At 68.2% G+C, this 24,927-nt stretch carries 28 protein-coding genes; 11 read left to right on the forward strand and 17 right to left on the reverse strand.

Going from position 1 to position 24,927, the window contains the following annotated elements:
• Positions 1-158: 158 nt before the first annotated feature.
• Positions 159-1,199: a cytochrome b/b6 domain-containing protein gene (locus AZOLI_RS12215; protein WP_343206304.1), complete on the reverse strand. Its 1,041-nt coding sequence runs from the start codon at positions 1,197-1,199 to the stop codon at positions 159-161.
• Here AZOLI_RS12215 and AZOLI_RS12220 point away from each other — a divergent pair.
• A complete protein-coding gene (locus AZOLI_RS12220) occupies positions 1,099-1,335 on the forward strand; it encodes a DUF4170 domain-containing protein (RefSeq protein ID WP_014248961.1) in 237 nt (78 codons plus the stop codon). The two genes, AZOLI_RS12215 and AZOLI_RS12220, sit on opposite strands and share 101 nt — an antisense overlap.
• A 76-nt stretch (positions 1,336-1,411) precedes the next feature.
• Complete coding sequence (locus tag AZOLI_RS12225) at positions 1,412-1,945, forward strand: metallophosphoesterase family protein (protein WP_014248962.1); 534 nt, start codon at positions 1,412-1,414, stop codon at positions 1,943-1,945.
• Here AZOLI_RS12225 and AZOLI_RS12230 read toward each other — a convergent pair whose 3' ends face one another.
• The 6 genes from AZOLI_RS12230 to AZOLI_RS12255 all read right to left on the reverse strand — a co-directional run bounded on the left by AZOLI_RS12230 (position 1,946) and on the right by AZOLI_RS12255 (position 8,053).
• A complete protein-coding gene (locus AZOLI_RS12230) occupies positions 1,946-4,315 on the reverse strand; it encodes an EAL domain-containing protein (protein WP_014248963.1) in 2,370 nt (789 codons plus the stop codon).
• A 300-nt stretch (positions 4,316-4,615) separates the two neighbouring features.
• Positions 4,616-5,416 (reverse strand): capsid assembly protein, encoded by an 801-nt coding sequence (locus AZOLI_RS12235; protein ID WP_244442481.1) that lies wholly within the window; start codon positions 5,414-5,416, stop codon positions 4,616-4,618.
• A gap of 43 nt (positions 5,417-5,459) precedes the next feature.
• Positions 5,460-5,744, reverse strand: a complete 285-nt coding sequence (locus tag AZOLI_RS12240; protein WP_014248966.1) for a hypothetical protein — start codon at positions 5,742-5,744, stop codon at positions 5,460-5,462.
• A complete protein-coding gene (locus AZOLI_RS12245) occupies positions 5,737-7,278 on the reverse strand; it encodes a portal protein (protein WP_044550111.1) in 1,542 nt (513 codons plus the stop codon). The genes AZOLI_RS12240 and AZOLI_RS12245 overlap by 8 nt, the downstream gene beginning before the upstream one ends.
• Complete coding sequence (locus AZOLI_RS12250; RefSeq protein WP_014248968.1) at positions 7,257-7,652, reverse strand: hypothetical protein; 396 nt, start codon at positions 7,650-7,652, stop codon at positions 7,257-7,259. Before AZOLI_RS12250 ends, AZOLI_RS12245 begins: the two co-directional genes overlap by 22 nt.
• Positions 7,649-8,053 (reverse strand): hypothetical protein, encoded by a 405-nt coding sequence (locus AZOLI_RS12255; RefSeq protein WP_014248969.1) that lies wholly within the window; start codon positions 8,051-8,053, stop codon positions 7,649-7,651. The genes AZOLI_RS12250 and AZOLI_RS12255 overlap by 4 nt, the downstream gene beginning before the upstream one ends.
• A gap of 162 nt (positions 8,054-8,215) precedes the next feature.
• Here AZOLI_RS12255 and AZOLI_RS12260 point away from each other — a divergent pair, with 162 nt between their 5' ends.
• Both AZOLI_RS12260 and AZOLI_RS12265 read left to right on the forward strand, forming a co-directional pair.
• Positions 8,216-8,848 (forward strand): S24 family peptidase, encoded by a 633-nt coding sequence (locus tag AZOLI_RS12260; RefSeq protein ID WP_014248971.1) that lies wholly within the window; start codon positions 8,216-8,218, stop codon positions 8,846-8,848.
• A 209-nt stretch (positions 8,849-9,057) separates the two neighbouring features.
• Entirely contained in the window at positions 9,058-9,363 is a 306-nt protein-coding gene (locus AZOLI_RS12265) for a hypothetical protein (protein ID WP_014248972.1), read from the forward strand.
• Here AZOLI_RS12265 and AZOLI_RS12270 read toward each other — a convergent pair.
• Positions 9,339-10,187, reverse strand: coding sequence for a branched-chain amino acid aminotransferase (locus AZOLI_RS12270; RefSeq protein WP_014248973.1), 849 nt, complete (start codon positions 10,185-10,187; stop codon positions 9,339-9,341). The genes AZOLI_RS12265 and AZOLI_RS12270 overlap by 25 nt on opposite strands.
• A gap of 230 nt (positions 10,188-10,417) precedes the next feature.
• Between AZOLI_RS12270 and AZOLI_RS32875 the strand changes: the two genes are divergently transcribed.
• On the forward strand, positions 10,418-10,594 hold the full coding sequence (locus tag AZOLI_RS32875) for a hypothetical protein (protein WP_014248974.1): 177 nt from the start codon (positions 10,418-10,420) through the stop codon (positions 10,592-10,594).
• A 66-nt stretch (positions 10,595-10,660) separates the two neighbouring features.
• Here AZOLI_RS32875 and AZOLI_RS12275 read toward each other — a convergent pair whose 3' ends face one another.
• From AZOLI_RS12275 to AZOLI_RS12310, 8 genes are all read right to left on the reverse strand, one after another.
• Entirely contained in the window at positions 10,661-11,437 is a 777-nt protein-coding gene (locus tag AZOLI_RS12275) for a succinate dehydrogenase iron-sulfur subunit (RefSeq protein WP_014248975.1), read from the reverse strand.
• A gap of 26 nt (positions 11,438-11,463) precedes the next feature.
• Positions 11,464-13,248 carry a succinate dehydrogenase flavoprotein subunit gene (sdhA, locus tag AZOLI_RS12280; RefSeq protein WP_014248976.1) on the reverse strand — a complete coding sequence of 595 codons (1,785 nt, stop codon included), beginning with the start codon at positions 13,246-13,248 and terminating at the stop codon, positions 11,464-11,466.
• Positions 13,249-13,253: 5 nt separating this feature from the next.
• Positions 13,254-13,649, reverse strand: a complete 396-nt coding sequence (sdhD, locus tag AZOLI_RS12285) for a succinate dehydrogenase, hydrophobic membrane anchor protein (RefSeq protein ID WP_014248977.1) — start codon at positions 13,647-13,649, stop codon at positions 13,254-13,256.
• Positions 13,650-13,660: 11 nt separating this feature from the next.
• The gene (sdhC, locus tag AZOLI_RS12290) at positions 13,661-14,050 is read right to left on the reverse strand and encodes a succinate dehydrogenase, cytochrome b556 subunit (protein ID WP_014248978.1); all 390 of its coding nucleotides are present in this window, start codon (positions 14,048-14,050) and stop codon (positions 13,661-13,663) included.
• Positions 14,051-14,325: 275 nt separating this feature from the next.
• Positions 14,326-14,589 carry a hypothetical protein gene (locus tag AZOLI_RS12295; RefSeq protein WP_014248979.1) on the reverse strand — a complete coding sequence of 88 codons (264 nt, stop codon included), beginning with the start codon at positions 14,587-14,589 and terminating at the stop codon, positions 14,326-14,328.
• Positions 14,590-14,688: 99 nt separating this feature from the next.
• Positions 14,689-15,555 carry a class I SAM-dependent methyltransferase gene (locus AZOLI_RS12300; protein ID WP_044550115.1) on the reverse strand — a complete coding sequence of 289 codons (867 nt, stop codon included), beginning with the start codon at positions 15,553-15,555 and terminating at the stop codon, positions 14,689-14,691.
• Positions 15,556-15,613: 58 nt separating this feature from the next.
• Complete coding sequence (gene rlmN, locus AZOLI_RS12305; RefSeq protein ID WP_014248981.1) at positions 15,614-16,783, reverse strand: 23S rRNA (adenine(2503)-C(2))-methyltransferase RlmN; 1,170 nt, start codon at positions 16,781-16,783, stop codon at positions 15,614-15,616.
• Positions 16,784-16,860: 77 nt separating this feature from the next.
• Complete coding sequence (locus AZOLI_RS12310) at positions 16,861-17,412, reverse strand: invasion associated locus B family protein (RefSeq protein WP_014248982.1); 552 nt, start codon at positions 17,410-17,412, stop codon at positions 16,861-16,863.
• Positions 17,413-17,645: 233 nt separating this feature from the next.
• Here AZOLI_RS12310 and AZOLI_RS12315 point away from each other — a divergent pair, with 233 nt between their 5' ends.
• The 6 genes from AZOLI_RS12315 to AZOLI_RS12340 all read left to right on the forward strand — a co-directional run bounded on the left by AZOLI_RS12315 (position 17,646) and on the right by AZOLI_RS12340 (position 22,702).
• Positions 17,646-18,020, forward strand: coding sequence for a response regulator (locus AZOLI_RS12315; protein ID WP_014248983.1), 375 nt, complete (start codon positions 17,646-17,648; stop codon positions 18,018-18,020).
• A 178-nt stretch (positions 18,021-18,198) separates the two neighbouring features.
• The gene (locus AZOLI_RS12320) at positions 18,199-19,839 is read left to right on the forward strand and encodes an HD domain-containing phosphohydrolase (RefSeq protein ID WP_014248984.1); all 1,641 of its coding nucleotides are present in this window, start codon (positions 18,199-18,201) and stop codon (positions 19,837-19,839) included.
• A gap of 122 nt (positions 19,840-19,961) precedes the next feature.
• The gene (locus tag AZOLI_RS12325; RefSeq protein WP_014248985.1) at positions 19,962-20,210 is read left to right on the forward strand and encodes a DUF1272 domain-containing protein; all 249 of its coding nucleotides are present in this window, start codon (positions 19,962-19,964) and stop codon (positions 20,208-20,210) included.
• Between the two features lie 109 nt (positions 20,211-20,319).
• Positions 20,320-20,970, forward strand: a complete 651-nt coding sequence (locus AZOLI_RS12330) for a glutathione S-transferase family protein (protein ID WP_014248986.1) — start codon at positions 20,320-20,322, stop codon at positions 20,968-20,970.
• A 75-nt stretch (positions 20,971-21,045) separates the two neighbouring features.
• Entirely contained in the window at positions 21,046-22,227 is a 1,182-nt protein-coding gene (locus AZOLI_RS12335; RefSeq protein WP_014248987.1) for a M20 aminoacylase family protein, read from the forward strand.
• Between the two features lie 7 nt (positions 22,228-22,234).
• On the forward strand, positions 22,235-22,702 hold the full coding sequence (locus AZOLI_RS12340) for a protease complex subunit PrcB family protein (protein ID WP_014248988.1): 468 nt from the start codon (positions 22,235-22,237) through the stop codon (positions 22,700-22,702).
• Between the two features lie 158 nt (positions 22,703-22,860).
• Here AZOLI_RS12340 and AZOLI_RS12345 read toward each other — a convergent pair whose 3' ends face one another.
• Positions 22,861-24,606: a putative bifunctional diguanylate cyclase/phosphodiesterase gene (locus tag AZOLI_RS12345; RefSeq protein ID WP_014248989.1), complete on the reverse strand. Its 1,746-nt coding sequence runs from the start codon at positions 24,604-24,606 to the stop codon at positions 22,861-22,863.
• Between the last annotated feature and the right edge of the window lie 321 nt (positions 24,607-24,927).

The following is a 24,927-nucleotide window of genomic DNA, read 5'->3' on the forward strand; positions in this document are numbered from 1 at the left end:
GCCGATCGATCCCGGAAGTCGGGCCTGCGTCATTGGTTCGTTGAGGTTTGGCTGGGATCAATCTGGAGTCATTCTAGACAAGCAGGCGTCCAGCCATAGACGACGAGTTGTCGCACACAACCAATGACATATGTCCGCATCCGGGGGAGGAGGCGGGTTCAGCCGGCGGCGCGCAGCACCAGGAAGACCAGTCCGGCCGACGCGACCAGGATCGCCAGCGCCAATGCCGCAGGCGCCCGCCACGGCTCCGCCGTCGCGAGGCGGCCGGGCAGGCTCTTGCGGCCGGTCACCATCGGCCGGATCAGATTGTCCTTCTTGACCAGCAGATAGAAGAACACAGCCGCCACATGCAGCCCGACCAGCACGAAGATGCCGTTGGCCAGCAGGCGGTGGACCGTGCTCAGCGCCGCCACCGTGGCGCCGGAGGCCATCGGCACCAGCGGCCCGTCGACCAGGATATCGTCGCTGGTGAACAGGCCGCTCGACGCCTGGACCAGCAGGACCAGCAGCAGCGCCACCACCATCAGCGCGCCCAGCGGGTTGTGCCCCAGGGTGAAGGCGGCTTCCCCGCCCGCCCGCGACCGCCTCAGATAGTCCAGGATGGCGCCCGGCCCCTTCACGAAATCGGCGAAGCGTGCGGTCTGGCTGCCCACCACGCCCCAGGCCAGCCGGAACAGCACGAGAATTAGGACTGTTTCCCCCGCCAACATATGAATGGGAAGCATACCAAGCTCGGCCGACAGAATCGCGACAGCCACCGCTGCGACCAGCGCCCAATGAAACAGCCGGGTCGGCAGGTCCCAGACCCGAACCTCACGCCCATGTTTCTCCCGAGTCGCGGTATGACCACTTGCCATCGCTCGATCCTCGCAGTGTTCGGCCGTAATTTCGGCGCTTGTCGTCTGCGGCAAAGGGACGGATTCTTTATCCTGATCCTGAGAATGCCGCAGTTCCGTGGTGGCATCGGTCGAATGGCCTGTCAACAGGCTTGAAGCGGCGCCCGGCCGGCGGATATGAGAATGCGACGCATCAGCCGGCCTGCCGGCGCAAAGACAGCCATAACTCCCCCTCACCCCCCGGTTACAAGGACCAAAGGCCATGCCCGACAAACAGCTCCTCCACCTCGTGTTCGGCGGCGAACTCGTGCGTCCGGACTCGGACCAGTTCGTCGATCCGTCGAAGCTGCACATCGTCGGCATCTTCCCGAGCTATGAGGACGCCTACAAGGCATGGCGCGGCGCCACCGGCCAGACCATCGACGACGCCCACACCCGCTATTACATCGTCCACCTGCACCGCTTCCTCGACCCGGCGGCGGACGATCACAAGCACTGAAGCCTGCGAACCGGCGCGCGGCGGGTGAGACCCTGGTGCAGGGAACCGCCCGCCGCACGGCGGCGTTGACCGGTCGATGACCGTCTATTTCACCAGCGACACCCATTTCGGCCATGGCGGCGCCCGCGGGCGCTTCCGCCGCCCCTTCGACTCGACGGCCGAGATGGACGCGGCGATGGAGGCGAACTGGAACGCCACCGTCGGCCCCGGCGACGAGGTCTGGCACCTCGGGGACTTCGCCCTGCACATGCGGCCGGACGCCATGGCGGAGCTGCTCGGCCGGCTGAACGGCACCAAGCATCTGATCGCCGGCAACAACGACGGCCCGGCCACGCTGGCGCTGCCCGGCTGGGCCAGCGTGCAGCATTACGCCGAACTGACGCTGGACGGCGTCGATCTGGTGATGTGCCACTATGCCTTCCGCAGCTGGAACGGCATGCACCGCAAGGCGCTGAACCTGCACGGCCACAGCCATGGCCAGTTGAAGCCGCAGCCGCGGCAGATCGATGTCGGCGTCGATGTGTGGAATTTCCGCCCCGTCACCCTCGCCGAACTGACCGTCCCGCGCCAGCGGCGCAAGAAGGCGCCCGAAGGCGAAACGCCCCCCTGATCACGCGATCTGCCGCAGCCGTTCCGTCAGCAGCCCGCAGGCGGCGTCCGCCGGCACCGGGCGGCCGGTCAGCCAGCCCTGCACCTGGGTGCAGTTGTGGTGGCGCAGGAAATTGGCCTGCTCGGTCTTCTCCACCCCTTCGGCGACCACATGCAGGCCCAGCATGTCGGCCATGGCGATGATGGTGGACACGATGCCGGCATCCTCGCGCTCGTTCGGCACGCCGTTGATGAAGGAGCGGTCGATCTTCAGCGTGGTGATCGGCAGCCGCTTCAGATAGCTCAAGCTGGAATGGCCGGTGCCGAAATCGTCCACCGCCACGCGGATGCCCATCGCCTTCAGCGCCGCCAGCACGCTCAGCGCATGGTCGAGGTCCTGCATCACGGCACCCTCGGTGATCTCCAGCTCGATCAATCCGGGGGGCAGGCCATGGCGGTCGATGATGCGGCGGAAATCATCGGCGCTGCGGTTGCGCAGATGCTTGGGCGAGATGTTGACGGCGACCGGCACCGGCTCCATGCCCGCATCCAGCCACTCGCGCATCTGCCGGCAGGCCTCGTCCAGCACCCAGTCGCCGAGCGGAACGATGAAGCCGGTCTCCTCCGCCACGGGAATGAACTCGCCGGGCGGGATCATCGTTGCCCGCTCCGGCCCCTGCCCCGGCTTTTCCCAGCGCAGCAGCGCCTCGAACCCCTCCAGCGAGAAGTCGATCAACGACACCTTCGGCTGGTAATGCAGGCGGAACTGCTTCAGCGCCAGCGCCGCGCGCAGGTCGCCGTCCAGCGCCAGCTGGCGCCGCGCCTGTTCGGCCAGCTCGGGGCGGAAGAAGGCATGGCGGCGACCGCCCATCCGCTTGGCGGCATAAAGCGCCGTCTCGGCGGCGCGCAGCAACGCCTGTGGGTCCATGACGTCAGCCGCCGCGTTCCAGCCCGCAGCCCCCGCCAGATCGTCGGGGTAGACGGCGATGCCCACCGCCGGACGGACATAATGCTCGCAGCCCGGCAGCGTCACCGGAGCGTCGAAGGAATCGAGGATGCGTTCGGCGATGGCCGCAGCCTCCTGGGCGCCGCGGATATCCTCGACGATCACGGCGAAATCGTCGGTGCCGATGCGGCCGACCGGATCGTCCGGGCGGACGGCGGCGGCCATCCGCCGCGCCACCTCCTGCAGCAGCGCATCGCCGGCCTGATGGCCCAGCGTGTCGGTGATCAGCTTGAAGCGCGACAGGTCCAGGCACAGCACGGCGAAGGGGCGGCGGTCGCGATGGCTGCGCTCCACCGCCTTTTCCAGCCGCGACTCGATCATCGCCCGGTTGGGCAGGCCGGTCAGCCGGTCGCGGGTGGCCAGCCGAATCAGCTCGCGTTCGTGCCGCAGCCGGTCGGTCACGTCGGCCAGCGCGCAGACGAAACCACGCCGCCCCCGCACCACCAGCGGCGAGACGCTGAGCGAGGCGTCGATGCGGCCGCCCTCTCCGGGCCGTTCGATCCCCAGCGCCTGCTCCCGCACCGGCGCCGCCGTCTCCGCGTCACCGGCCATGGCGGCCAGCAGTGACTCGATCCGGGCGCGGTCGGGGGCGGCGAACAGGCTGGACAGCGGACGCCCGCGCAGCTTTTCGGCAGGTACGCCGAGCAGGGCGACGGCGGCGGGATTGTGCTCCTCGATCCGGCCGCGGGCATCGACCAGCAGGATCGCCTCGCTGACATTGTTCATGATGCCGGCCAGCCGCTCGTCCCGTTCGATCAGGGCGATGGCGGCACGGCGGAAGAACTCCATGGCGCGGGCCATCGCGCCGAATTCGTCGCGACGCTCGCGGCCGGGAATGTCGATGTCGGTCCGCCCCTCCGTCAGCTGGCGCATGCGGTCGGACAGGATTTCCAGCGGGCCGACGACATGCTGCGACAGGAACAGCGATCCGGGCCAGCTCAGCACCAGCAACACCGCCAGGAACAGCAGGAATCCCGACGCCTCCATCAGGAAGGCGCGGTCGAGATCGCCGACATCGCCGGCAGCGGCGATGGCCCAGCCCCATGGTTCGAACCGGCCTTCGGCCGTCACGGAGCGATCCATCGGCGGCCAGCCGGGCCGAACGACGCCGTCCGTGAAAATCGTGACGTGGAAAGGCTTGGCCGCCAGCGCCCGCAGGGCCGTCTGCGCCCGGTCGCGCGCCTCCTCGGCCGACATGGCGCCCGACGCGGCCGACCGGTCCAGGTCGCGCAGAAGCCCGCCCGCGGACTCCACCAGCGCGGCTGCGACCCGTTCGCGTTCGGCGATCATGCCCTGGCGCAACAGGTAGAGCGCCGGGATCGCCGCCATCAGGCAGCCGATCAGGCCGATCCAGGTCAGCCAGCGAATCTTGCGGCGCAGCGTCATCGTGCCTGGCGTCGCTCTCTTATCCGTTACGATAACGGATGGTTAGTCGTTTTGGGAAAGTGACGACTTCGTTTCAATCGTGCAATTTAATTTTTACTTCGCACGCGCAACAGACGGCCGTCCAATCGATACGAAGGTTGCAGACTGCGGCGCTTTGCCTCGCCTGAAGCTTTCTTAGCGATTACAGGCAGCGATGTTTCAAGCAGACTTGCCCGGCCGTATCTTCCACCGAAGCGGAAAGGCCTGCCGGGCAAGGGCGATCGATGTTGAGTGTCAGAGCTTTACCGCATCCGACCTGCCTCAGCCCTGGCTGGGATAGAGCCGCTGGAAGCCGTCGGTGACGCGGGCGATCACCGCCGGGTCGCGGTCGCGCCAATAGCGGGGGTCACGCATCAGGGTGCGCAGTTCGGCCTCGCCATCCCCGCCGCCGGGGCGGGATCCCGCCATCGACAGGGCGGACGGCTCGCTGCCGGTCATCATCGAATAGAGCGCCATGACACCTTCGTAGGAGGTCGCCAGCCCTTCGACCGCGGCCGGCGGCAGAGTCTTGCCGGCCCAGGCCAGCAGTTGCCGCGACACCTCGCGCCAGCGCTCCTCGCCGCCGAACCGGGCGACCAGCCGTTCGACCTCGCGTTCCGCCTGGAACTCGGCAGCGACGGTCTGGATCAGCGGGACCATCCGCTCGGCCGCGAGGTCGTACAGAAGCTGCGCCTGCGCCGGGGTGTAGCCGGCCTCGAACAGGCGGCCGTTGATCTCCGGGTCCGGCTGGAACAGCCCATGGTCGCAGGCGATGCAATAGCCCTCCGCCGACTCCGGCGCGCCCAGCAGGCGACGAAGCTGCACCGGATCGAGGCTGGACAAATCGAGGCTGGCCGGATCGAAGGACGCGGGGTCGGGAGGCGCCACGGCCGACTCGGCCGGCTGCTGCTGCTGGGATTGGGAAAGCCGGTGCTCCAGCTCCAGATAGGATTTCAGCAGCGCCTCGACGCGCAGCGCGCCGGTCTTGGGATCGCGGAACTTCTCGGGGATCGGCAGCGGCGGAACCGCATCGGCAGCGGGTGCGGCGGCGGATGCCTCGGTCAGCAGAGTGTCGGCCATCATCAACTCCTGCAGGATAGGGAAAGGGGGAAGGGCATGCCGCCGGTCAGCCCGCCCGCCCGCGCGCGATCAGCGCGAGGATGGTGGCGACCAGCTGGCGCTGTCCTTCGAGGTGGCGCAGGGCGGCCTCCGGCGCGTCGGGTCCCAGCGCGCGGTCGAGCGTCATCGCCCGCAGCACCGCCAGCACCCGCGCACCGTCGCCGCCGGCGAAGCAGCGGGCGAAGCTGGGCGCCGGATCGGTCCCGGCCGCCGCGGCGGGGATTGGACCGGCCGGGGGCGGCGTCTCCAGCCAATCCCAGCCGGCCCGTTCGACCATCGGCGGCTCAGCCATTGGGGACCCCGGCATTGGACAACTCGGCATCCGGGGTCGCCCCGGTCTCCGCCCGCATCAGCTTGGCCGGCACGCCGAAGGCCTCGCCCAGCCAGCGGGCGGTCGCCGCCGCGTCGACGGCGGTCTCGGCCTCCGGCCCCAGCGCCTTGACGCTGTCCAGCCAGCGCAGCGCCGCCTGGACGTCGCGCTGCGCCTGCGCCTGCGCCAGCGGGGAGCGGTGCTGCAACTCCACCAGACGGCCATCCACGGTGATGTCGGGGATCTCGCCGCGCCGGCGCAGGATCGCCACCGCCCGCAGCAGAAGCGGCGTCATCAGCTCCGCCTGCAGCCGGCCATAGGTGGCGCCGAGCAGCCGGGCCATCTCCACCGAGCGTTCCAGCACCTCGGTCGCAGTCATGCGCGCCGACTCCACCGGCCCCAGCCGGTCGATCAGCAGCGCGTGGCGGATGCGCCCGCGCAGGTCGTCCAGCACCAGCTGCGACACGTCGAACCGGCCGGGATTGGCCAGCGGCGTCAGCCCGGCCGACCCCATCGCCTTCGGGATGATGGTGCCGGGCACCAGCCGGACGGTGGCGGGATTCAGCACCCCGTCATCCTCCGCCTGCCAGATGCCGGTGACGGCGATGGAGGCGTTCTTCAGCACCAGCTCCACCACCTTGTTGGCGGTCTTGATGTCGGGCAGCGCCTTCATCACCGGCGAGCGGCCATAGGTCTCCCCCGGCGCCTTCAGCCAGCGGAAATTGACGAAGGGCGACTGGGCGAAGCGCCCCTGCGCCAGCCAGGACGGCTCGGCCAGCCCGCTGTCCAGCACCACCGCCCAGCGATAGGCCGTGCCGTCGGGCAGCACCGCTTCGACCAGCGGGAAGCGGCTGTCGGGTTCGTCGGCCGCTTGTTTGCGCAGCTCGTCGGGCAGCTCCGCACCGGGAAAGCGCTGGAGGATTTGGGCCAGCGTCGCCTCGCTGCGGCGGAAGGTGGCGTCGAGCCGGCCGTCCGGCCCCTCCTCCAGCACCGCTTCGGCCAGCGGCACGGCGGTGAAGCGCAGGCTGGACGGCGCGCCGGGTGCGGCCTCCTCCATCAGGAGGCTGGCGGTGCCGACGGTGACGAGGTCGAGGAAGGCCTGATGCACCTCCACCGCGAAGTTGGAGCGGTCGAAATGGGCCTGCACGATCCCGGCGGCCCGGTCGAGCAGCGGAGCGATGCGGTCGCGCTCCGCCCCCACCAGTGCCGGACCGGGCTGGAAGCCGAACCAGCGCGACCAGGGCGGCGTCAGCTCCGACAGCAGGCTGGCGGCCAGCTGTTCCACCGCATCGGGGGCGGTGCCGTCGAACAGGCGGTCGACGCGCCGCTCGCCCGGCGTTCCGTCGCCGCGGAAGGGCCGGCCGTTGGGCAGCGCATGGTCGTAGCAATCCTGCCAGTGGCTTTCCCAAACGGCCCGGCGTTCGCGGGCGGCGCGGTAACGCTCCAGCAGGGCCTCCGGCTCCGACAGGTCCTTAGACCTGCCTGCGGCGGGTTTCACGGCTGCGGATGCGGGCATGCGCGGGTTCCTCCGATCAGGTGGCGGTGCAGTTGCCAGGGGGTCAGCACCCAGCGGGCGCGCAGGCCGATCAGGCGCTTGACCGCCTCGACGCAGGTGAAGGGTCCCCAGGGGGCGGGGCCGTCGGGGCGGCGCAGCGGGGCGGGATCGACCGTCAGCCCCTGGGCGCGGTACCAGCCCGGCAGGTCGAAATCGGCCGGCAGATCCAGCACCGCGACGTCGGTGAAGCCCGCCAGCGGATCGACCGCCACCCAGCGCCGCCCGTCGTTCAGCAGGGCCAGACAGTGGCGGAAACCCGGCTTCAGCAGCCGCAGCCACCACAGCGGCGCCTCCCCGCGATAGACCACCCAGGCACCGGTCAGGGCCGTCGTCATCGGGCGATGCCCTTGTCGCGCAGCGCTGGGGCGATCACCTCGAAGGCTTCCTTCCACAGGGAATGGGCGCGCTGTTCGCGGAAGCGCTCCGGCTCCGGTGCGCTCTGGCGGCGGCCGTAATGGACCAGCACATGCAGGTGGTCGCGCAGCAGCTTGCGCGCCCGATACAGCCGGTCTACCACGCGCAGCACATCCTGCGGTTCGCAGGGCCGCTCGACCAGCCCGCGGCCGGCGACGACGCGCGCGCCGGCCGCCTTGGCGTCCTGTGCCTGCACCGCCCAGAACCACGCCTCCTCCGCCCCGGCGAAGGGCTCGCCATCGGCACGGTAAGGCCCGGCGTGCAGCGGAACGACATGGGACAGGCGGGCGGCGGGCAAAGCGGGGGCGGCCGGACTCAGCATGCTGGTCTCCTTGCGGCTTCGGATTTTTGAAAGAGAGCGGCGCCGGGCCAGGATTGCGGCCGCGCCATCTGTTTGCGTTATGTTCCGGCCAATGGACGCGGTCAATAGATTTATGAAAAAGTTCCTAGGGACGCTGTCGCCCATTTATGAGATTATCGTCCCATGCTGAAACATACGGACATCTGGCGGGCCATCGACCGCCTCGCGGCACAGCACGGGCTCTCCGCCTCCGGGCTGGCGCGGCGCGCCGGACTGGACCCGACCACCTTCAACAAGAGCAAGCGCACGACCAGCGACGGCAAGCTGCGCTGGCCATCGACGGAAAGCATCTCCAAGGTGCTGGACGCCACCGGCGCGTCCCTGTCGGAATTCGTGTCGCTGGTCGGCGACGGCGCCGGCACCACCCCGCTGCAGCGGGTTCCGGTGATCGGCTATGCCCAGGCCGGTTCCGCCGGCTATTTCGACGACGCCGGCTTCCCCGCCGGCAGCGGCTGGGACGAGCTGCTGTTCCCCAGCCTGGGCGACCCGCATGCCTATGCGCTGGAGATTTCCGGCGACAGCATGGAACCGGTCTATCGCGACGGCGACACCATCATCGTGTCCCCCGCGGCACAAATCCGCCGCAACGACCGCGTCGTCGTCCGCACCAAGGGCGGCGAGGTGATGGCCAAGCAGCTGATCCGCGAGACCGCGACCAGGATCGAGCTTCTGTCGATCAACCGCGCCCACCCCGACCGCAGCATCCCGCTGTCGGAGGTCGCCTGGATGGCGCGGATCATCTGGGCGAGCCAGTGAGGTAGGGTTCGGCTTCGGGTGCCCCCTCCCCATCCCTCCCCCTCTTCGAGGGAGAGGGGGTAGGAGCTTTGTCGACGCACGGCGGCAGTCCCCTCTCCCACCGAAGGTGGGGGAGGGTTAGGGAGGGGGCAAAAGCCTCTCGCACCCCCAACCCTTCCTAGGAAAATTTCCCTTTACCGCCGCCCCCGGCAAGCGCTACCGTCCATTCCATGGACCGCGCCGCAAGCCTGGACAGCCTTCACCGCACCCATGACGCCCGCCCGCCGACGCCCGAGCTGCGCACCGCTTTGTTCGGCGGTGCCGCCCGCGCCAACGCCGTCAAGCGCGCTGCAACGCTCCGCCTGCACACGGACCTCGCGGCCGAGGCGCGCCTCGCCACCGCCCGGCGTCGCCGCGCATTGAGCGCCGCAACCTGCAGGACCGACGCGTGGCTGACCCGTTTGGCCGCCACGCTGGCCCATCACCGCCGGGCGGCGGTGGCTCTGCTCGATCAGCGGAACGCGTATTCCCAATAGAGCGCCCGCGCCCGCTGGAAGATCGGACCGGCCGCGAAGCTGCGGTCCTCCACCTTGGTCACCGGCACGCATTTGGCGTGGTTGCCGGTGGAGAAGACCTCGTCGGCCTCCAGCACATCCCGAGTGGTCAGGGTGCATTCCTCCACCGTCACCCCGTCGCCCCGCAGCAGGGCGATGACGCGCTGGCGGGTGATGCCGTTCAGGAAGCAGCCGTTGGGAACCGGCGTCCGCACCACGCCGTCCTTGGCGATGAAGATGTTCGACGTGGCGAACTCCGCCACATTGCCGATGGCGTCCAGCATGATCGCGTTCTGGAAACCGCGCTTGCGCGCCTCGGTCAGCGCCAGCCCGGCGTTGGGATACAGGCAGGCCGCCTTGGCCTCGGTCGGGGCCATGGTCGGAATCGGGCGGCGGCGGGTGGAGATGCAGGCGGCGAAGCCGGTCGGCTGCGGCAGCGGGTCCTCGTAGATCGACAGGACGAAACGCGTGCTCTCCGGCGCCGGGGCGACGAAGCCGTCATCGGCGTAGAACATCGGACGGATGTACAGCTCCGCATCCTTGGGGAAGCGGCGGATGCCGTCCCAGCACAGCTCCTCGATCTCGCCGGCGGTGACCATCGGCTCCAGCCCCAGGACCAGGGCCGAGCGGATGGCGCGGGCGCAATGCAGGTCCAGGTCGGGGGCCACGCCCTGGAAGGCGCGCGCGCCGTCGAAGACCGTCGAAGAGAGCCACAGCGTGTGGGACAGCGGTCCGACAATCGGCGGATTGCCCTCCACCCATTCGCCCTGGATCCAGCTCCACGCCTGGCCTGCCATGCCGCCCATGATTGGTCCTTCCCTAGGATAGAAATGTGTTCGTCCGCTGGGCGACGCCGGTTCGCGCCGCCCATTGGTGGTTCGTCGTCGTTGGTGATCTCCCGAAGAGCATACCCCCTCGCCGCCGCCGGTCAACCGGTCCGCACGCAATCGTCCCGTGCGATGGAGCGGAATGCGGAGTCGGCCGTTGATAGGGGAGAGCGCGCAATCGCCACCGGCCAACAGAGGGAGAGCATCCCATGCCGACCACCGCCCCCAGCCCGTTCCCCGGTCCTCACGAGGATGTCCCGGTCGTCGACCTGCCGGGCACCGACAACCCCGACCTGCCCGATCCCGGCGGCCCCGGCACCACCGACAGCCCGGCTCCCGGCAACGACCTGCCGCCGTCGCGCCCGACCGACCCGGATTTCGTCTGAGGCCCGCAAAACGAAAAAGGCGCCCCCGAAGGGGCGCCTTTTCCTTGTCGCAGACGCTGCCCGCGATCAGCGGCGCACGACCATCAGCTTCTTGATCTCGGCGATGGCCTTGGCGGGGTTCAGACCCTTCGGGCACGCCTTGGTGCAGTTCATGATGGTGTGGCAGCGATAGAGGCGGAACGGATCCTCGAGGTTGTCGAGGCGCTCGCCCGTCATCTCGTCGCGGCTGTCGACGATCCAGCGATAGGCCTGGAGCAGGATCGATGGGCCGAGGTAACGGTCGCCGTTCCACCAGTAGCTGGGGCAGGAGGTCGAGCAGCAGAAGCACAGGATGCACTCGTAGAGGCCGTCCAGCTTGGCGCGGTCCTCCGGCGACTGCAGCCGCTCGCGGCTCGGGGCCGGCGACTGCGACTGCAGCCACGGCTTGATCGAGGCGAGCTGGGCATAGATGTGCTTCAGGTCGGGGACCAGATCCTTCACCACCGGCATGTGCGGCAGCGGGTAGATCTTGACGTCGCCCGGAACCTCGTCGATGGCCTTCAGGCAGGCCAGCGTGTTCGTGCCGTCGATGTTCATCGCGCACGACCCGCAGATGCCCTCGCGGCAGGACCGCCGGAAGGTCAGCGTGCTGTCGACCTGATTCTTGATGTAGATGATCGCGTCCAGGATCATCGGCCCGAACTTGTCGAGGTCGACCACATAGGTGTCGACGCGCGGGTTCTGGCCGTCGTCCGGGTTCCAGCGGTAGATCTTGAAGCTCTTGGCCCGCTTGGCGCCGTTCGCGACGTTGACGGTCTTGCCGACACCGACCTTGGAGTTGGCTGGCAGGTTGAATTCAACCATGGCTGATTTCCTTTATCCGGCGGGCCTTAGTACACACGGGCCTTCGGCGGGAAGACCTCGACCTCATCGGTCAGGGTGTACATGTGGACCGGGCGGTAATCGATCTTCGTCTCGCCATTGTCCGCGACCCAGATGACGGTGTGCTTCATCCAGCCTTCGTCGTCGCGGTTCGGATAGTCTTCACGCGCATGCGCGCCGCGGCTTTCCGGACGGTTCTGGGCGGAGTGCAGGGTGGCGACCGCCTGACCCAGCAGGTTGTCCAGTTCCAGCGCCTCGACCAGATCGGAGTTCCAGACCAGCGAACGGTCGGAGATGGCGATCTCGCCCTTCTTGGCATAGACCGCGTCGATCTTCTTCACGCCCTCGTCCAGGACCTCGCCGGTGCGGAAGACGGCGCAGTTGTTCTGCATCGTCCGCTGCATCTCCAGCCGCAGGTCGGCCGACTTGATCGAGCCCTTGGCGTTGCGGATGCGGTCGAACCGCTCCAGCGCCTTGTCGCAAGAGTCCGGCTTGACCGACGGGGCCTTGCCCGGCTTGACGATCTCGGCGGCGCGGATGGCGGCCGCACGGCCGAACACCACCAGATCGAGCAGCGAGTTGGAGCCCAGGCGGTTGGCGCCGTGCACCGACACGCAGGCCGCCTCGCCGATGGCCATCAGGCCCGGGACCACCTGGTCCGGGTTCTCGGCCGTCGGCGACAGCACCTCGCAGTGAACGTTGGTCGGGATGCCGCCCATGTTGTAGTGGACGGTCGGCAGGACCGGGATCGGCTCCTTGGTCACGTCCACGCCGGCGAAGATCTTGGCCGTCTCGGCGATGCCGGGCAGGCGCTGGTGGATGATCTCCGGCGGCAGATGCTCCAGGTGCAGGTGGATGTGGTCCTTGTGCTCACCCACGCCGCGGCCTTCGCGGATCTCGATGGTCATCGAGCGGGACACGACGTCGCGCGACGCCAGATCCTTGGCCGACGGGGCATAGCGCTCCATGAAGCGCTCGCCGTTGGAGTTGGTCAGATAGCCGCCCTCGCCGCGCACGCCCTCGGTGATGAGGCAGCCGGAGCCGTAGATGCCGGTCGGGTGGAACTGCACGAACTCCATGTCCTGCAGCGGCAGGCCGGCGCGCAGGATCATGCCGCCGCCGTCGCCGGTGCAGGTGTGGGCCGAGGTCGCCGAGAAATAGGCGCGGCCGTAGCCGCCGGTCGCCAGCACCACCAGCTGGCCGCGGAAGCGGTGCAGCGTGCCGTCGTCCAGGTTCCAGGCCAGCACGCCCTTGCAGACGCCGTCCTCCATGATGAGGTCGAGCGCGAAGTATTCGACGAAGAACTCCGCCTCGTGCTTCAGCGACTGCTGGTAGAGGGTGTGCAGGATGGCGTGGCCGGTGCGGTCGGCGGCGGCGCAGGTCCGGTAGGCCTGGGTCTTGCCGTACTGCGCGGTCATGCCGCCGAAGGCGCGCTGGTAGATCTTGCCTTCGGGCGTGCGGCTGAACGGAACGCCGTAATGCTCCAGCTCGATGATCGCCGGAATGGCCTCGCGGCACATGTACTCGATGGCGTCCTGGTCGCCCAGCCAGTCCGACCCCTTCACGGTGTCGTACATGTGGTAGCGCCAGTCGTCCTCGCCCATGTTGCCGAGCGCGGCCGAGATGCCGCCCTGCGCCGCCACGGTGTGGCTGCGGGTCGGGAACACCTTGGTGATGCAGGCGGTCTTCAGGCCCTTTTCGGCCATGCCGAAGGTGGCGCGCAGACCGGCGCCGCCGGCGCCGACGACGACGACGTCATAAGTGTGGTCGATGATGTTGTAGGCGGTCGCCATGGTCGTCAGGCTCCGATGAAGATCTTCACGACGGCCAGCACGCAGGCGGCCGCCAGGGCGAAGGACAGGAACTTGACGCCGATGATCAGCGCCATCTTCTGCCATTCGACATGCACATAGTCCTCGATGACCATCTGCAGCCCGGACTGGGCATGGTGGAAGGTGACCACGGCGGTGAGGACCATCATGACGGCCGAGAAGGGCGACTTCATCCAGGCGACGAAGGCGGCGTGATCGGCACCCAGGTGACCGATGACCCCGAAGACGAACCAGACGGTCAGCGGGACCAGGGCGATCGCGGTCAGACGCTGCGACCACCAATGTTCGGTACCATGCTTGGCGGAACCCAGACCGCGCGCGACCTGCAGCGGCGAACGGAGGGTCTTGCTATTGGACGCCATGTCTTATCTCCTCACCACACGGCCAGGCCGACGATCCAGGTCAGCACGGTCAGCACCGCCGCCGCGCCGAGGACGACCTTGTTGTTGCGGTCGGCGTCGGTCAGTTCGAACGACTTGCCGGCATCCCAGACCAGATGGCGGACGCCGTTGCACAGGTGGTAGTACAGCGCCGCCGACCAGCCGAACATCAGGAGCAGGCCGAAGAAGGAGCCGATGAAACCCTGCGCGCGCGCGAACGCCTCCGGACCGGCGGCGGCGGCGACCAGCCACCAGACCAGCAGAAGCGTGCCCACAGCCAGCCCGACGCCCGTGATGCGGTGCGTGATGGACATGACTGCGGTCAACGGGAGTTTGTAGACTTGAAGGTGCGGGGAGAGCGGCCGACCGCTGCCGTTTGCCATTGCGTCGTCCTCTGTTCGCGGCCGGGCGCGGCGCAACATGACGATTGCCGCGGCGGCTGGGTGGTGCGTGCCCTTTTGGGACGGCTGTCCGTCCTATTGGTTGGCGCAATGAATTACGCTCACGCAGCATCCGAGTCAACGGCGGGGGGTGGCCGAAAGTGCTGGTGTGACGATTTTGGCGCAGCGCGGGAAGTGGCTGAAAAGAAACGGCCTTCGGGTCCTGTGGTAATACCAGCGAAAGCGGCCAGTCGCAGGCCGTCGCGCTTGGCTCCCCGCTACTTGTCGAAGCGGCGCACGTTCTCGACCATCATCGAGTACATCTGCGTAATCAGTTCCGCCGGACGCAGGCGGCCGAACGGAATGTTGTCCTTGGCCCATTCGACCAAGCCCGGCGGCGGCTTCACCGGCGCCACCTCGTACCCCGCCTTCTTCAGCGCGGCGGTCACCGCCTTCGCCTGCTTGGCATAATCCTCGTTGAAGAAGGACTTGTCGGCGTCCTTGATCGCCTTGGCGATGATGTCCTCGATGGGGGCGGGCATGCCGATGCTGGAACCGGGTCTGGTTGGCGTGGATGGCGACACCCTGTCACAGACAGCGGGGATGGCGCAATCCGCTCGCCGGCTCCGGCGGTCCGCCGGTCAGGCCGGCAGGTCGCCCGCCTGCATCCGGGCGAGAATGTCCTGGTGGTCGCGCAGGGCATGACGGAAGGGAGAGCGCATATGGTCCGACATCCGCTCCATCGCCTTGGCATGCAGCCGCTCAGGATCCCCCAACAAGGCGGCCAGCGCATGGATTTCCGCCATTCCATAGGCGCAGCGCCGCGGTTTGGAGCGCAGCAGGAAATGCATCGATCCGGCGGTGATCAGCCCGCGCCCGTGCCGGCGCGCGATCGATTCCAACCCTTTGCGGCTGTAGAAGAAGACATGCTGGCCGTTGTTCTCGCCGAAGTAATACCAGCTGCGGTCCTGTCCGCTGTAAAGCTCGGTCGTGACGATCAGGATGTCCGGATCGAAGCCGAACAACGCCTCGATGTCGCGCGCCGGATCGGGCAGATGCTCCAGCACCTCGAATGCGGTGACCACGTCCGCCCGCTCCACCCCGGCCTGTTCGGCGGAATGGAAGGGCACATAGAAGTTCGGCGTATAGGGCTCGTGCAGGAAGACGTTCCAACCGCGGTCCCGCATGATCCTTGCGAACAGGCCGTTGCCGCCGGCCCAGTCGAGGCAGACGGCATCCGCGCCGACGCCGAGCATCGACAGGATCAGGTCCACCCGCATCGACAGATCGAAGCTGCGGGCGACGATGCCGACATCGGTGAGAGGACGGGGATCGGCATAGGCGTCGGCCAGCCAGTACGGCCTTTCCGTCTGCATCGATCCGCAGCCCTTGCATTCGAAGAAGCCGGCCCGGTGACGCCCCATCAGCAGCAATTCGAACCTGGGAACGCTGTCGGCACCGCACAGGCGGCAGGGCACCGGTACCGGATCGCCTTGTCCGATCCCCATTGCGCTGCCTTCCGCGGCCATGTCGAAGCGTCCTTTCGCAATGCCCTGCAATCCGCCCTTACGACGCCAGCGCCGCGTCCTTCTCCGCGATGACGGCGGCTATGGCGGCGCGTTCGGCGGCGGTCATGCGCAGGCTGGCGCTCTTCAGCTGGCCGCAGGCGGCCATGATGTCCTCGCCGCGCGGGGTGCGCACCGGGCTGGCATAGCCGGCATTGTTGACGATGTCGCCGAAGACCTGGATCGCCCGCGCGGTCGACCGCTCGTAGGGCGCGCCCGGCCATTCGTTGAAGGGGATCAGGTTGATCTTGGCCGGGATGCCTTCCAGCAGCTTCACCAGCGCCCGCGCATCGGCCGGCGTGTCGTTCACGCCCTTCAGCATCACATATTCGAAGGTGATGCGCCGGGCGTTGGACAGGCCGGGATAATTGCGGCAGGCCTCCATCAAATCCCGCAGCGGATATTTGCGGTTGATGGGCATGATGAGGTTGCGCAGCTCGTCGGTCACCGCATGCAGGCTGACCGCGAGGTTGACGTTCAGCTCCTCGCCGCAGCGCTCCATCATCGGCACGACGCCGGAGGTCGACAGGGTGATGCGCCGCTTGGAGATCGAGATGCCGTCGCCGTCCATCACGATCTTCAGCGCCTTGGCGACGTTGTCGTAATTGAACAGCGGTTCGCCCATGCCCATCATGACGATGTTGGACAGCATGCGCCCGTCGGGCGGCGCCGGCCATTCGCCCAGCATGTCGCGCGCCAGCATCACCTGCGCGACGATTTCCGCCGAATCCAGGTTGCGGACCAGACGCTGGGTGCCGGTGTGGCAGAAGCGGCAGGTCAGCGTGCAGCCCACCTGCGAGGAGACGCAGAGCGTGCCGCGATCCTCCTCCGGAATGTGGACGCTCTCCACCTCCTGCCCGTCGGGCATGCGCAGCAGCCACTTGCGGGTGCCGTCCGCCGACTTCAGGTCCTTCACCACCGTCGGCCGCGCCACGATATAGGCGTCGGCCAGCTTTTCCCGCACCGGCTTGGCCAGCGTGGTCATCTCGGCGAAATCGGTGGAACCGCGGTGATAGATCCAGTGCCAGAGCTGGCGTGCCCGGAACTTTTCCAGGCCGACGGCCAGCATCTCGGCTTCCAGCTCTTCGCGGGACAGGCCGACAAGGTTCTTGCGTCCGTCGGCATCGGTCGCCGGCAGAACGAAGGCGGAGGCATGATTGGAGGCGCTCATGGCCCCATTACATAGGGCCATGAGCGTGCGGAGTCAAAAGACTCGAAGGGAAAAACCCGAGTAAACCGCTGCGGCGATCAGCGCTTCACGCCGCAGGCCTCGTTGATCGCATCGTAGGCCTGCCCGACGCCGGCCAGGCTGTAGGTGTCGGTGGTCCTGGTGCCGCGGCTGGACACGCCCTTCACCACCATCTGCCTGCCGTCGCGAAGCGCCGCCGTCACCGCGCGGTCGCTCTCGGCATCGCGGGCCCAGGCGGTCTCGCCGTCGGTGAACAGCTTGAACTCCTTGCCGTCGACCGAGACCTCGGCTTCGCTGCCCTTCTTGAACGGATAGCCGACGATGATGCTGACGACGTCCAGGGTCTTTTCCGACGGGCGGTGAGTCACCAGCGCATAGATGTCGCCGCGCTTGGCCTTCGGCTCGGTCTTCTTGGGCTGGCTGGAGATGTAGCAGACCTTCTGCCCCTTCTCCTCGAACGCGAAGGCGTTCCAATCCTTGAAGGTGCCGAGATGGCGCGGATCGGCGGCGGCGGCCGGCGCGGCAGTCAGGGCGACGGCGAAGAGGGTGGAGAGGACAGAACCGGCAAAGGCGGCCCCGGCAAATCGGCGGACGGCGTTGGGAAGCAACATCGGTCTTGCGTCTGCTCGTTGTTGGTCCGTGGGGTGCGGGGCGGACACTACCCCAAACGGACAGACCATTCCAAGACCGGCGGGTCCGGATTGGCCCGTTTCTCACAGCCGGCATTGCACGCCGCGTGACATTTCGGCACGCTTGATGACAATGATCGGCCATGAACTTGCCGCTGGCGTAACCCTGGGTTCACGCTATACCTGCGCCCGGCATGAACGCGACGGGGACTGGCATGGCAAAGCTGCTGGTGGTGGAAGACGATCCGGTCACGCGCAACCTGATCCGCGCGATCCTGACCCGCGAGGGCCATGAACTGACCCTGTGCGCCAGCGCTCCGGAAGCCATCGGCATCCTCTATGTGGAAAAGTTCGATCTCGTCCTGACCGACATCATCATGCCGGACCATGACGGGTTCGAAGTGATCAAGGCCGCCCGCACCCTGCGGCCGGAGATGCCGGTCGTCATCCTGTCGGCCATCGAGGACAAGGTTCCGTCCGAATTGACCGCCGCCGCTTTCGCCAGGCTGGGCGTGACGCGCGTCATCTCCAAGCCGGTCAACCCGACCCTTCTCGCGTCCGAGGTGGTGGCGGCCATCGTTGCGGGTTGAGGGCTGAGGTTTCCGGCCGACATTTCCGGTCGGGCGGTACGTCACGGCGCCGCAGGCGTGGTTCCATCGTCGCAGGCGCGGATATCGCCGGCCGACCTTTCGTCATCGGTTGAATGAATGGTCATATGGGATTACTTTGGCGGACGCGCAGCACGCACGCGCAACCGCTGAGAATGCCATGCTCCACGACGATGCACGGCCGGAGACGGCCGGTCCGGTCGCCAAGCCGCCCTTCAAGATCCTGGTCGTCGATCCCGATCCGTCGCTGCTGGCGACATCGCGGGCGGCGCTGGACGGGCTGTCCATCGAAGGCGCCGGCGTCGCGCTGGTGGGTGCCGCCTCCGCCGCCGAAGCGCGCAACGCGCTGCAGCAGCATCCCGACACCGCCCTGATCCTGCTGGAGATCGCGCTGGAAAGCGAACGGGCCGGGCTGGATCTGGTGACCCACCTGCGCCGCGAGCTCGGCAACCAGCGCACCCGTATCCTGGTCTGCGCCGGCGACGCCGGGATGCCGGCGGAGGACGAGACAATCGCCGCCAACGATGTCGGCGACTGGCGGGTGAAGGCGGAGCTGACGCCGCGAGCGCTCCGTGCCGCCGTGGCCGGACAGCTGCGCACCTTCGCCAGCCTCCAGGCGCTGGCCGCCGGGCGCAAGGGGCTGGCCCGCATGCTGGTCGCCACCACCGGCCTCCTGGAGATGCGCACGCCCGACGTGCTGTTCCCCAACATCCTGCCGCGCGTGGTCGGGCTTCTCGGCATCGGCCACCATGCGCTTTTGTGCATCCAGGGCGACACGCTGCCGCGCGACCGCAAGATCCGCGTGCGCGCCTCCACCGGCCGCTTCGCCAAATGGAAGGACGTCGAGGTGTCGGCGCTCGGCGAACCGCGGGTGGAGGCTGCGCTGGAGCGGCTGTCGCCCAGCAGCGAAACCATCATCGAGCCGGATTTCTGCGCGCTTCGCCTGCGTGCCAACGGCGGCATCACCGGCATGATCTATGTCGAGGGCCGCAACGACGGCACCGCCCGCGAATGGCAGCTGCTGGAGCTGTTCCGCAACAAATGCTCCATCGCCTTCGAGAACGCCCTGCTGATCGAGGAGCTGAACACCTCGCAGAAGGCCACCGTCCTGGCGATGGGGGCGCTCGCCGAATACAAGGACAACGCCGCCAGCGGCCACCTGCAGCGCATCGAGAGGCTGGTGGGGTCCATCGCCCGCGAGCTGCACCAGCGCGGCAAGTTCGGTGACGAGCTGGACGCCGATTTCGTCGAGAAGGTCGGGCTGGCCGCCCTGCTGCACGATGTCGGCATGCTGAGCGTGTCCGACGAGACGCTGGGCATGCCGGGCGAGTTGACCGGCATCGACATGCAGATGATCCAGCGCCACACCGAGATCGGCCACCGCATCCTGGCCGAGGCGGCGGTGCCGCTGCGCGGGCGCTCGCTGCTGTCCATCGCGGCGGAGATAGCGCGCTATCACCATGAACGCTATGACGGGTCGGGCTATCTGGAAGGGCTGAAGGGCAACGCCATTCCCATCGGCGCCCGCATCATGGCGGTGGCCGACGTGTTCGACGCGCTGATCACCAGCCGCCAGTACCGCAGCGCCTGGGCGGTGGAGGACGCGATCTCCTGGATCGTCGAACGGGCCGGGCGCGACTTCGACCCCGACGTGGTCGACGCCTTCGTCCATGTCATCCGCCGCTTCCAGACCGACGATCCCGGCTGGTTCCCCAAGGCCGGCGGCGGCCACGGCATGCTGGGCGGCGCCATCGGCCGCAAGCTGCGCGCCCTCTTCGGCCGCCGGGCGGAGGCGATGTAGGCGGCCCTGGGGAGGGCGCATCGCTTTTGGCAGGTTCTTCACGCCCATCGGCATCCGCGCCACTCTCCACCCGCCGCGTCCCCCGCTATCCTCATGGCGCATCCCACACCGGAGACCACGCCATGCTGGACCTGCGCCCCAACTGCGAATGCTGCGACCGCGACCTGCCGCCCGCGGCGGAGAACGCCTATATCTGTTCCTTCGAATGCACCTTCTGCGCGGATTGCCGCGCCCGGCTGCCGGGGCAGCGCTGCCCGAACTGCGGGGGCGAGCTGGTGCGGCGGCCGATCCGTCCGGCAGCCAAGCTGGCGGCCAACCCGCCCTCGGCCACCCGCATCGTGAAGCCGGACGGCTGCGCCGCACTTTTCTGAAGTCAGCCGAATTGCCAGCGCTGTCGCTGGCGTTCGCCGCGCAAATCGGCCAGACTGTGCCATCGCTCCCGGGGAAACGCCCCGTGCAGAGCGCAGGGACCGTCACCGCATGCTTACGCTCTACAGCTTCCCCACGCCCAACGGACGCAAGGCCTCCATCCTGCTGGAGGAGCTGGGGCTGACCTACGCCGTCCACCGCGTCGATCTGGCCGCCGGCGAGAACAAGCGGCCCGATTTCCTGGCGATCAGCCCGATCACCAAGATCCCCGCCCTGGTGGAGGTTCTGCCGGGCGGCCGGGTGCGACGCCTGTTCGGTTCCGGCGCCATCCTGCTGCATTTCGCCGAGCGCACCGGCCGCCTGCTGCCCGAGGACGAGGACGAGCGGGCGGAGGCGATGAGCTGGTTCATGCTGGGCGTCAGCGACCTCGGCCCGACCGCCATCGACATGCAGCGCTTCGCCGCCCGCGCCCCCGACCGCATCCCCCACGCCATCGACCTCTACAAGGGCGAGCTGATGCGCTGCTATTCGGCGCTGGAGGACCGGCTGGGCGCCGCGGAGCACCTGGGCGGCACCACCTATTCCATCGCCGACATCGCCTGCTTCCCTTTCATCGCCGCCGCGGCGGTGGCGGGCGGCGGGCTGCTCGACCGCTTCCCCCACCTGAAGCGCTGGCACGATGCCATGGCCGAGCGGCCGGCGGTGCGGCGCGGCATGGCCGTTCCCGACATGGCCGTTCCCGATACGGCGGCTCCCGGTTAGCCATTCCGTTTCCGTAACGACAATTGCACCACCTTCCCAGAACGGCATCCGGCCGTTCCAACCAGTGTTAGAGACATGCCGATCAACAACCGCATCGCCGCTTTCCAGGACGACATGACCGCGTGGCGGCGCGACATCCACGCCCACCCGGAACTCGGGTTCGAGGAAAAGCGCACCTCCGACATCGTCGCCGCGAAGCTGGCGGAGTTCGGCATCGCGGTGCATCGCGGCCTGGGCGGGACCGGCGTGGTCGGCACGCTGAAGGGGCTGGGCACCGGCAGCGGCCGGGCCATCGGCCTGCGCGCCGACATGGACGCGCTGCCGATGCCGGAAGCCAACGACTTCGACCATGCCTCGCGCCATGCCGGCAAGATGCATGCCTGCGGCCATGACGGCCACACCGCCATGCTGCTGGGCGCCGCCCGCTATCTGGCAGAGACGCGGAACTTCGACGGCACCGTCCACTTCATCTTCCAGCCGGCCGAGGAAGGGCTGGGCGGCGCGAAGCGGATGATCGACGACGGCCTGTTCCGGCAGTTCGACTGCGAGCAGGTCTATGGCCTGCACAACTGGCCGGAGCTGCCGGCCGGCCAGATCGCCGTCCATCCCGGCCCGGTGATGGCGGCGGCCAACCAGTTCGAGATCCATGTGACCGGCCACGGCGCGCATGCCGCCATGCCCCATCGCGGCATCGACCCGGTGCTGGTGTCCGCCCACATCATCACCGCGGCGCAGAGCCTGGTCAGCCGCGGCACCAACCCGGCCGACAGCGCGGTGGTGTCGATCACGGTGGTGGAGGCCGGAACCGCGGCCAACGTCATCCCCGACGGCGCGCGGATGCTCGGCACCATGCGCACCTTCACCGAAGAGAACCACCGCCGCATCCAGGAACAGTTCGCCCGCCTCGTCTCCAGCATCGCCGAGGGGCTGGGCGCCAAGGCCGAGCTGCGCTTCCGCCCCGGCTATCCCGCCACGGTGAACAGCGAGCCGGAGGCGCGAGTCGCGGCGGCGGCGGCGGCCAGGGTGGTGGGCGAGGAGAATGTCGTCTGGGCCCCCGCCCCGACCATGGCGGCGGAAGACTTCGGCTATATGCTGAAGGAGCGGCCGGGCGCCTACATCTGGCTCGGCCATGGCGGCCACAGCGGTCCGTCCTGCCGCCTGCACAACCCGCATTACGATTTCAACGACGCGATCCTGACCACCGGCGCCGGCTATTGGGCCTCGCTGGTCGAGACGATCCTGCCGCGGAGCGCCTGACCGTCCCATGAAGCTGCCGTCCCGTCTCCGCCTGATCCCGCTGGTTTTCGCCCCCATCCTGCTGCTGGCCGGCTGCCAGACCGGCACCGACCGCGCCGGGGGCAACCTGCTGCCGGCCCAGGCCGAGGCCGGCACCGTCTGGCAGGGCAACCACAGCAGCGCCGCCGAACGCGCCTATGTGGTCGCCCGCGACGGCGCCGAATGGACGGCGCTGTGGGCACGGGTCGGCGAACCGGCCCCGACCTCCCTGCCCGGCGGCCGGATGGCGGTTGCGGTGTTCCTCGGCCCCCGCGACACGGCGGGTTACGGCGTCAGCATCGACAGCGTGCAGCAGAAGGGCGCCGATCTGGTCGTCGGCTACCGCGAGACGGTTCCCGGCCCGGCCCAGGCAGTGGCGCAGAGCCGCACCAGCCCCTACGCCATCCGCCTGCTGCCCAGCGCGGCGGGAACGCCGAAGTTCGTGCGGGGGAAGTGAGGTTCGGGGTAAGGCGTATTGCCCCCTCCCCATCCCTCCCCCTCTTCGAGGGAGAGGGGGTAGGACGCTTGCGGGAGTTCTAAGCAAAAGGCAGCGGCAGTCCCCTCTCCCACCGAAGGTGGGGGAGGGTTAGGGAGGGGGCACCGCCAAACCACCCCTCACCGCGGCATCTGCCAAGGCAACTCCCCACCCACCAGCTTGCCCGCCACGTCCGGCGGCAGCGGGCGGGCGAAGTGATAGCCCTGGCCGTAGTCGCAGGCCAGCGCCCGCAGCAGATTGGCGTCGGCGCTGGTCTCGATGCCCTCGGCGATGACGTCGAAGCCCAGCAGGCGCGCCAGATCCATGATGATGCGGACGATGGCGCGGTTTTCCTCCGACTGGTGCATGGCCGAGACGAAGGAACGGTCGACCTTCAGGCTGTCGATGGGCAGCTTGTGCAGGTAGGACAGCGACGAATAGCCGGTGCCGAAATCGTCGATCGACAGCTTGATGCCCAGCGCCCGCAGGTCGCGCAGCAGGCGGATCGACTGCTCGGCCTTGTCCATGACGGCGCTTTCCGTCAGCTCCAGCTTGATCCAGGACGGCTCCACCCCGGTCTCGCGCAGCACCTCGCGCACGACCTGGACGAAGTTGGGATCGGACAGCTGGTGGGTGGACAGGTTGACGCTCATGAACAGCGGGGCGGAGCCCGGTTCGCGCCGGTCCTGCCACTCCGCGATCTGCAGACAGGCCTGCCGCAGCACCCAGGTGCCGAGCGACACCACAAGGCCGGTGCTCTCGGCGATGGGGATGAAGATGCCGGGCGGGATGTTGCCGCGTTCGGGATGGTTCCAGCGCATCAGCGCCTCGAACCCGGCAAGCCCGCCGGTCACCATCTCCACGATGGGCTGATAGGCCACCCACAGGTCGCTGCCGCTGGCCAGCGCGCCGCGCAGGTCATGCTCCAGCCGCACCTGTTCGACCACATGGGAATGCATCGCCGGATCGAACCAGGCCTGCCGGCCGCCGCCCTGTTCGCGGGCGCGGGCGGTGGCGATCTCGGCGTCGCGCAGCACGTCCTCCGGCCGCTCGTGGCCGGGCTGGGCCTCCACCACGCCGATGCTGGCCGACAGGAACACCGTACCGCCGGAGCTGGAGCGGGCGGAGCGCACCACCGCCGCCAGCTCGTCGATGGCGGCCTCCAGCGCCGGCCGGTCGCAGGTGCCGCCGGCCAGCATCGCGAAGGCATGGTCGCTGACCCGCGCGATCAGGTCGAAGGCGGCGGCCTGCGCCCCCATCCGCTGCGCCAGATCGTCCAGCAGCTCGTTGGCGAAGCCCTGGCCCATGCTGCTGCGGATTTCGGCGAATCGGTCGATGTCGAGGATGACCAGCGTGAACGGCTCGCCCATGTTGCCGTAGTCCGCCATGTGCTTCAGCAGCATCAGGCGGTTGGCCAGCCCGGTCACGGGATCGTAATAGGCGAGGCGGAACAGGTCGTCCTGCACCTGCCGGCGTTCGGTCATGTCCTGCAGGATGACGAAATAGCCGGTTATGGCGCCGTCTTCCGACCGGTGCGGGGCGTGCAGCCGCGTCACGTAGCGCTGCTGCCCGTCGGCCTGGGTGACCCACCCCTCCGTCTGCACCGTCTCGCCCGACAGCGCCCGTTCGGCCAGCGCCTTGGTGCTGCGTTGCAGTTCCGGTCCCAGATGCTGACCGATGGTGGTGCCGACCGCCTTGTCCAGGCTGGTCCCCATCATCTCCAGATAGGCACGATTGGCGTAGATGTGCCGCCGCTGCGGATCCATCAGCGCCACCCTCACGGTCATGGCGTCGAGAATCTGACGCAGGGCGTCAAGCCCCGGCGCACCGGAGGCGGCACCCGACAGAGCGTCGGCCAGCGCGGAGATTCGGGGATCTGGACTCATGGCGAGGTAAGAGCGGGGTACTCATCAGGAAAACGATACCCAACACTTACGCGAAGTGTCACCCGCCCGTCAAAACCAAAGGCACCCGGTCGCAGCAGAGCTTGGAGGTTTCTACAGCCGGTGCGACGAAGACACAGCCGCATATTATAGTATTCACTCAAGCCGGGGTTGCAAACTGAATCGAACCTCAATCCCGGCTTTTTGTGTCGTCCGGCACCTTCGTTCGGGGAAGATCGATATTTCGGCTGCACTCCTTGCCACACTCCTTGCGGCCTGGGATTGTATCCTTGCGCAGCCATCCGCTCCGGAGTCGTTTGTGTG

It is taken from the genome of Azospirillum lipoferum 4B, from assembly GCF_000283655.1.
Lineage (GTDB): Bacteria > Pseudomonadota > Alphaproteobacteria > Azospirillales > Azospirillaceae > Azospirillum > Azospirillum lipoferum_C.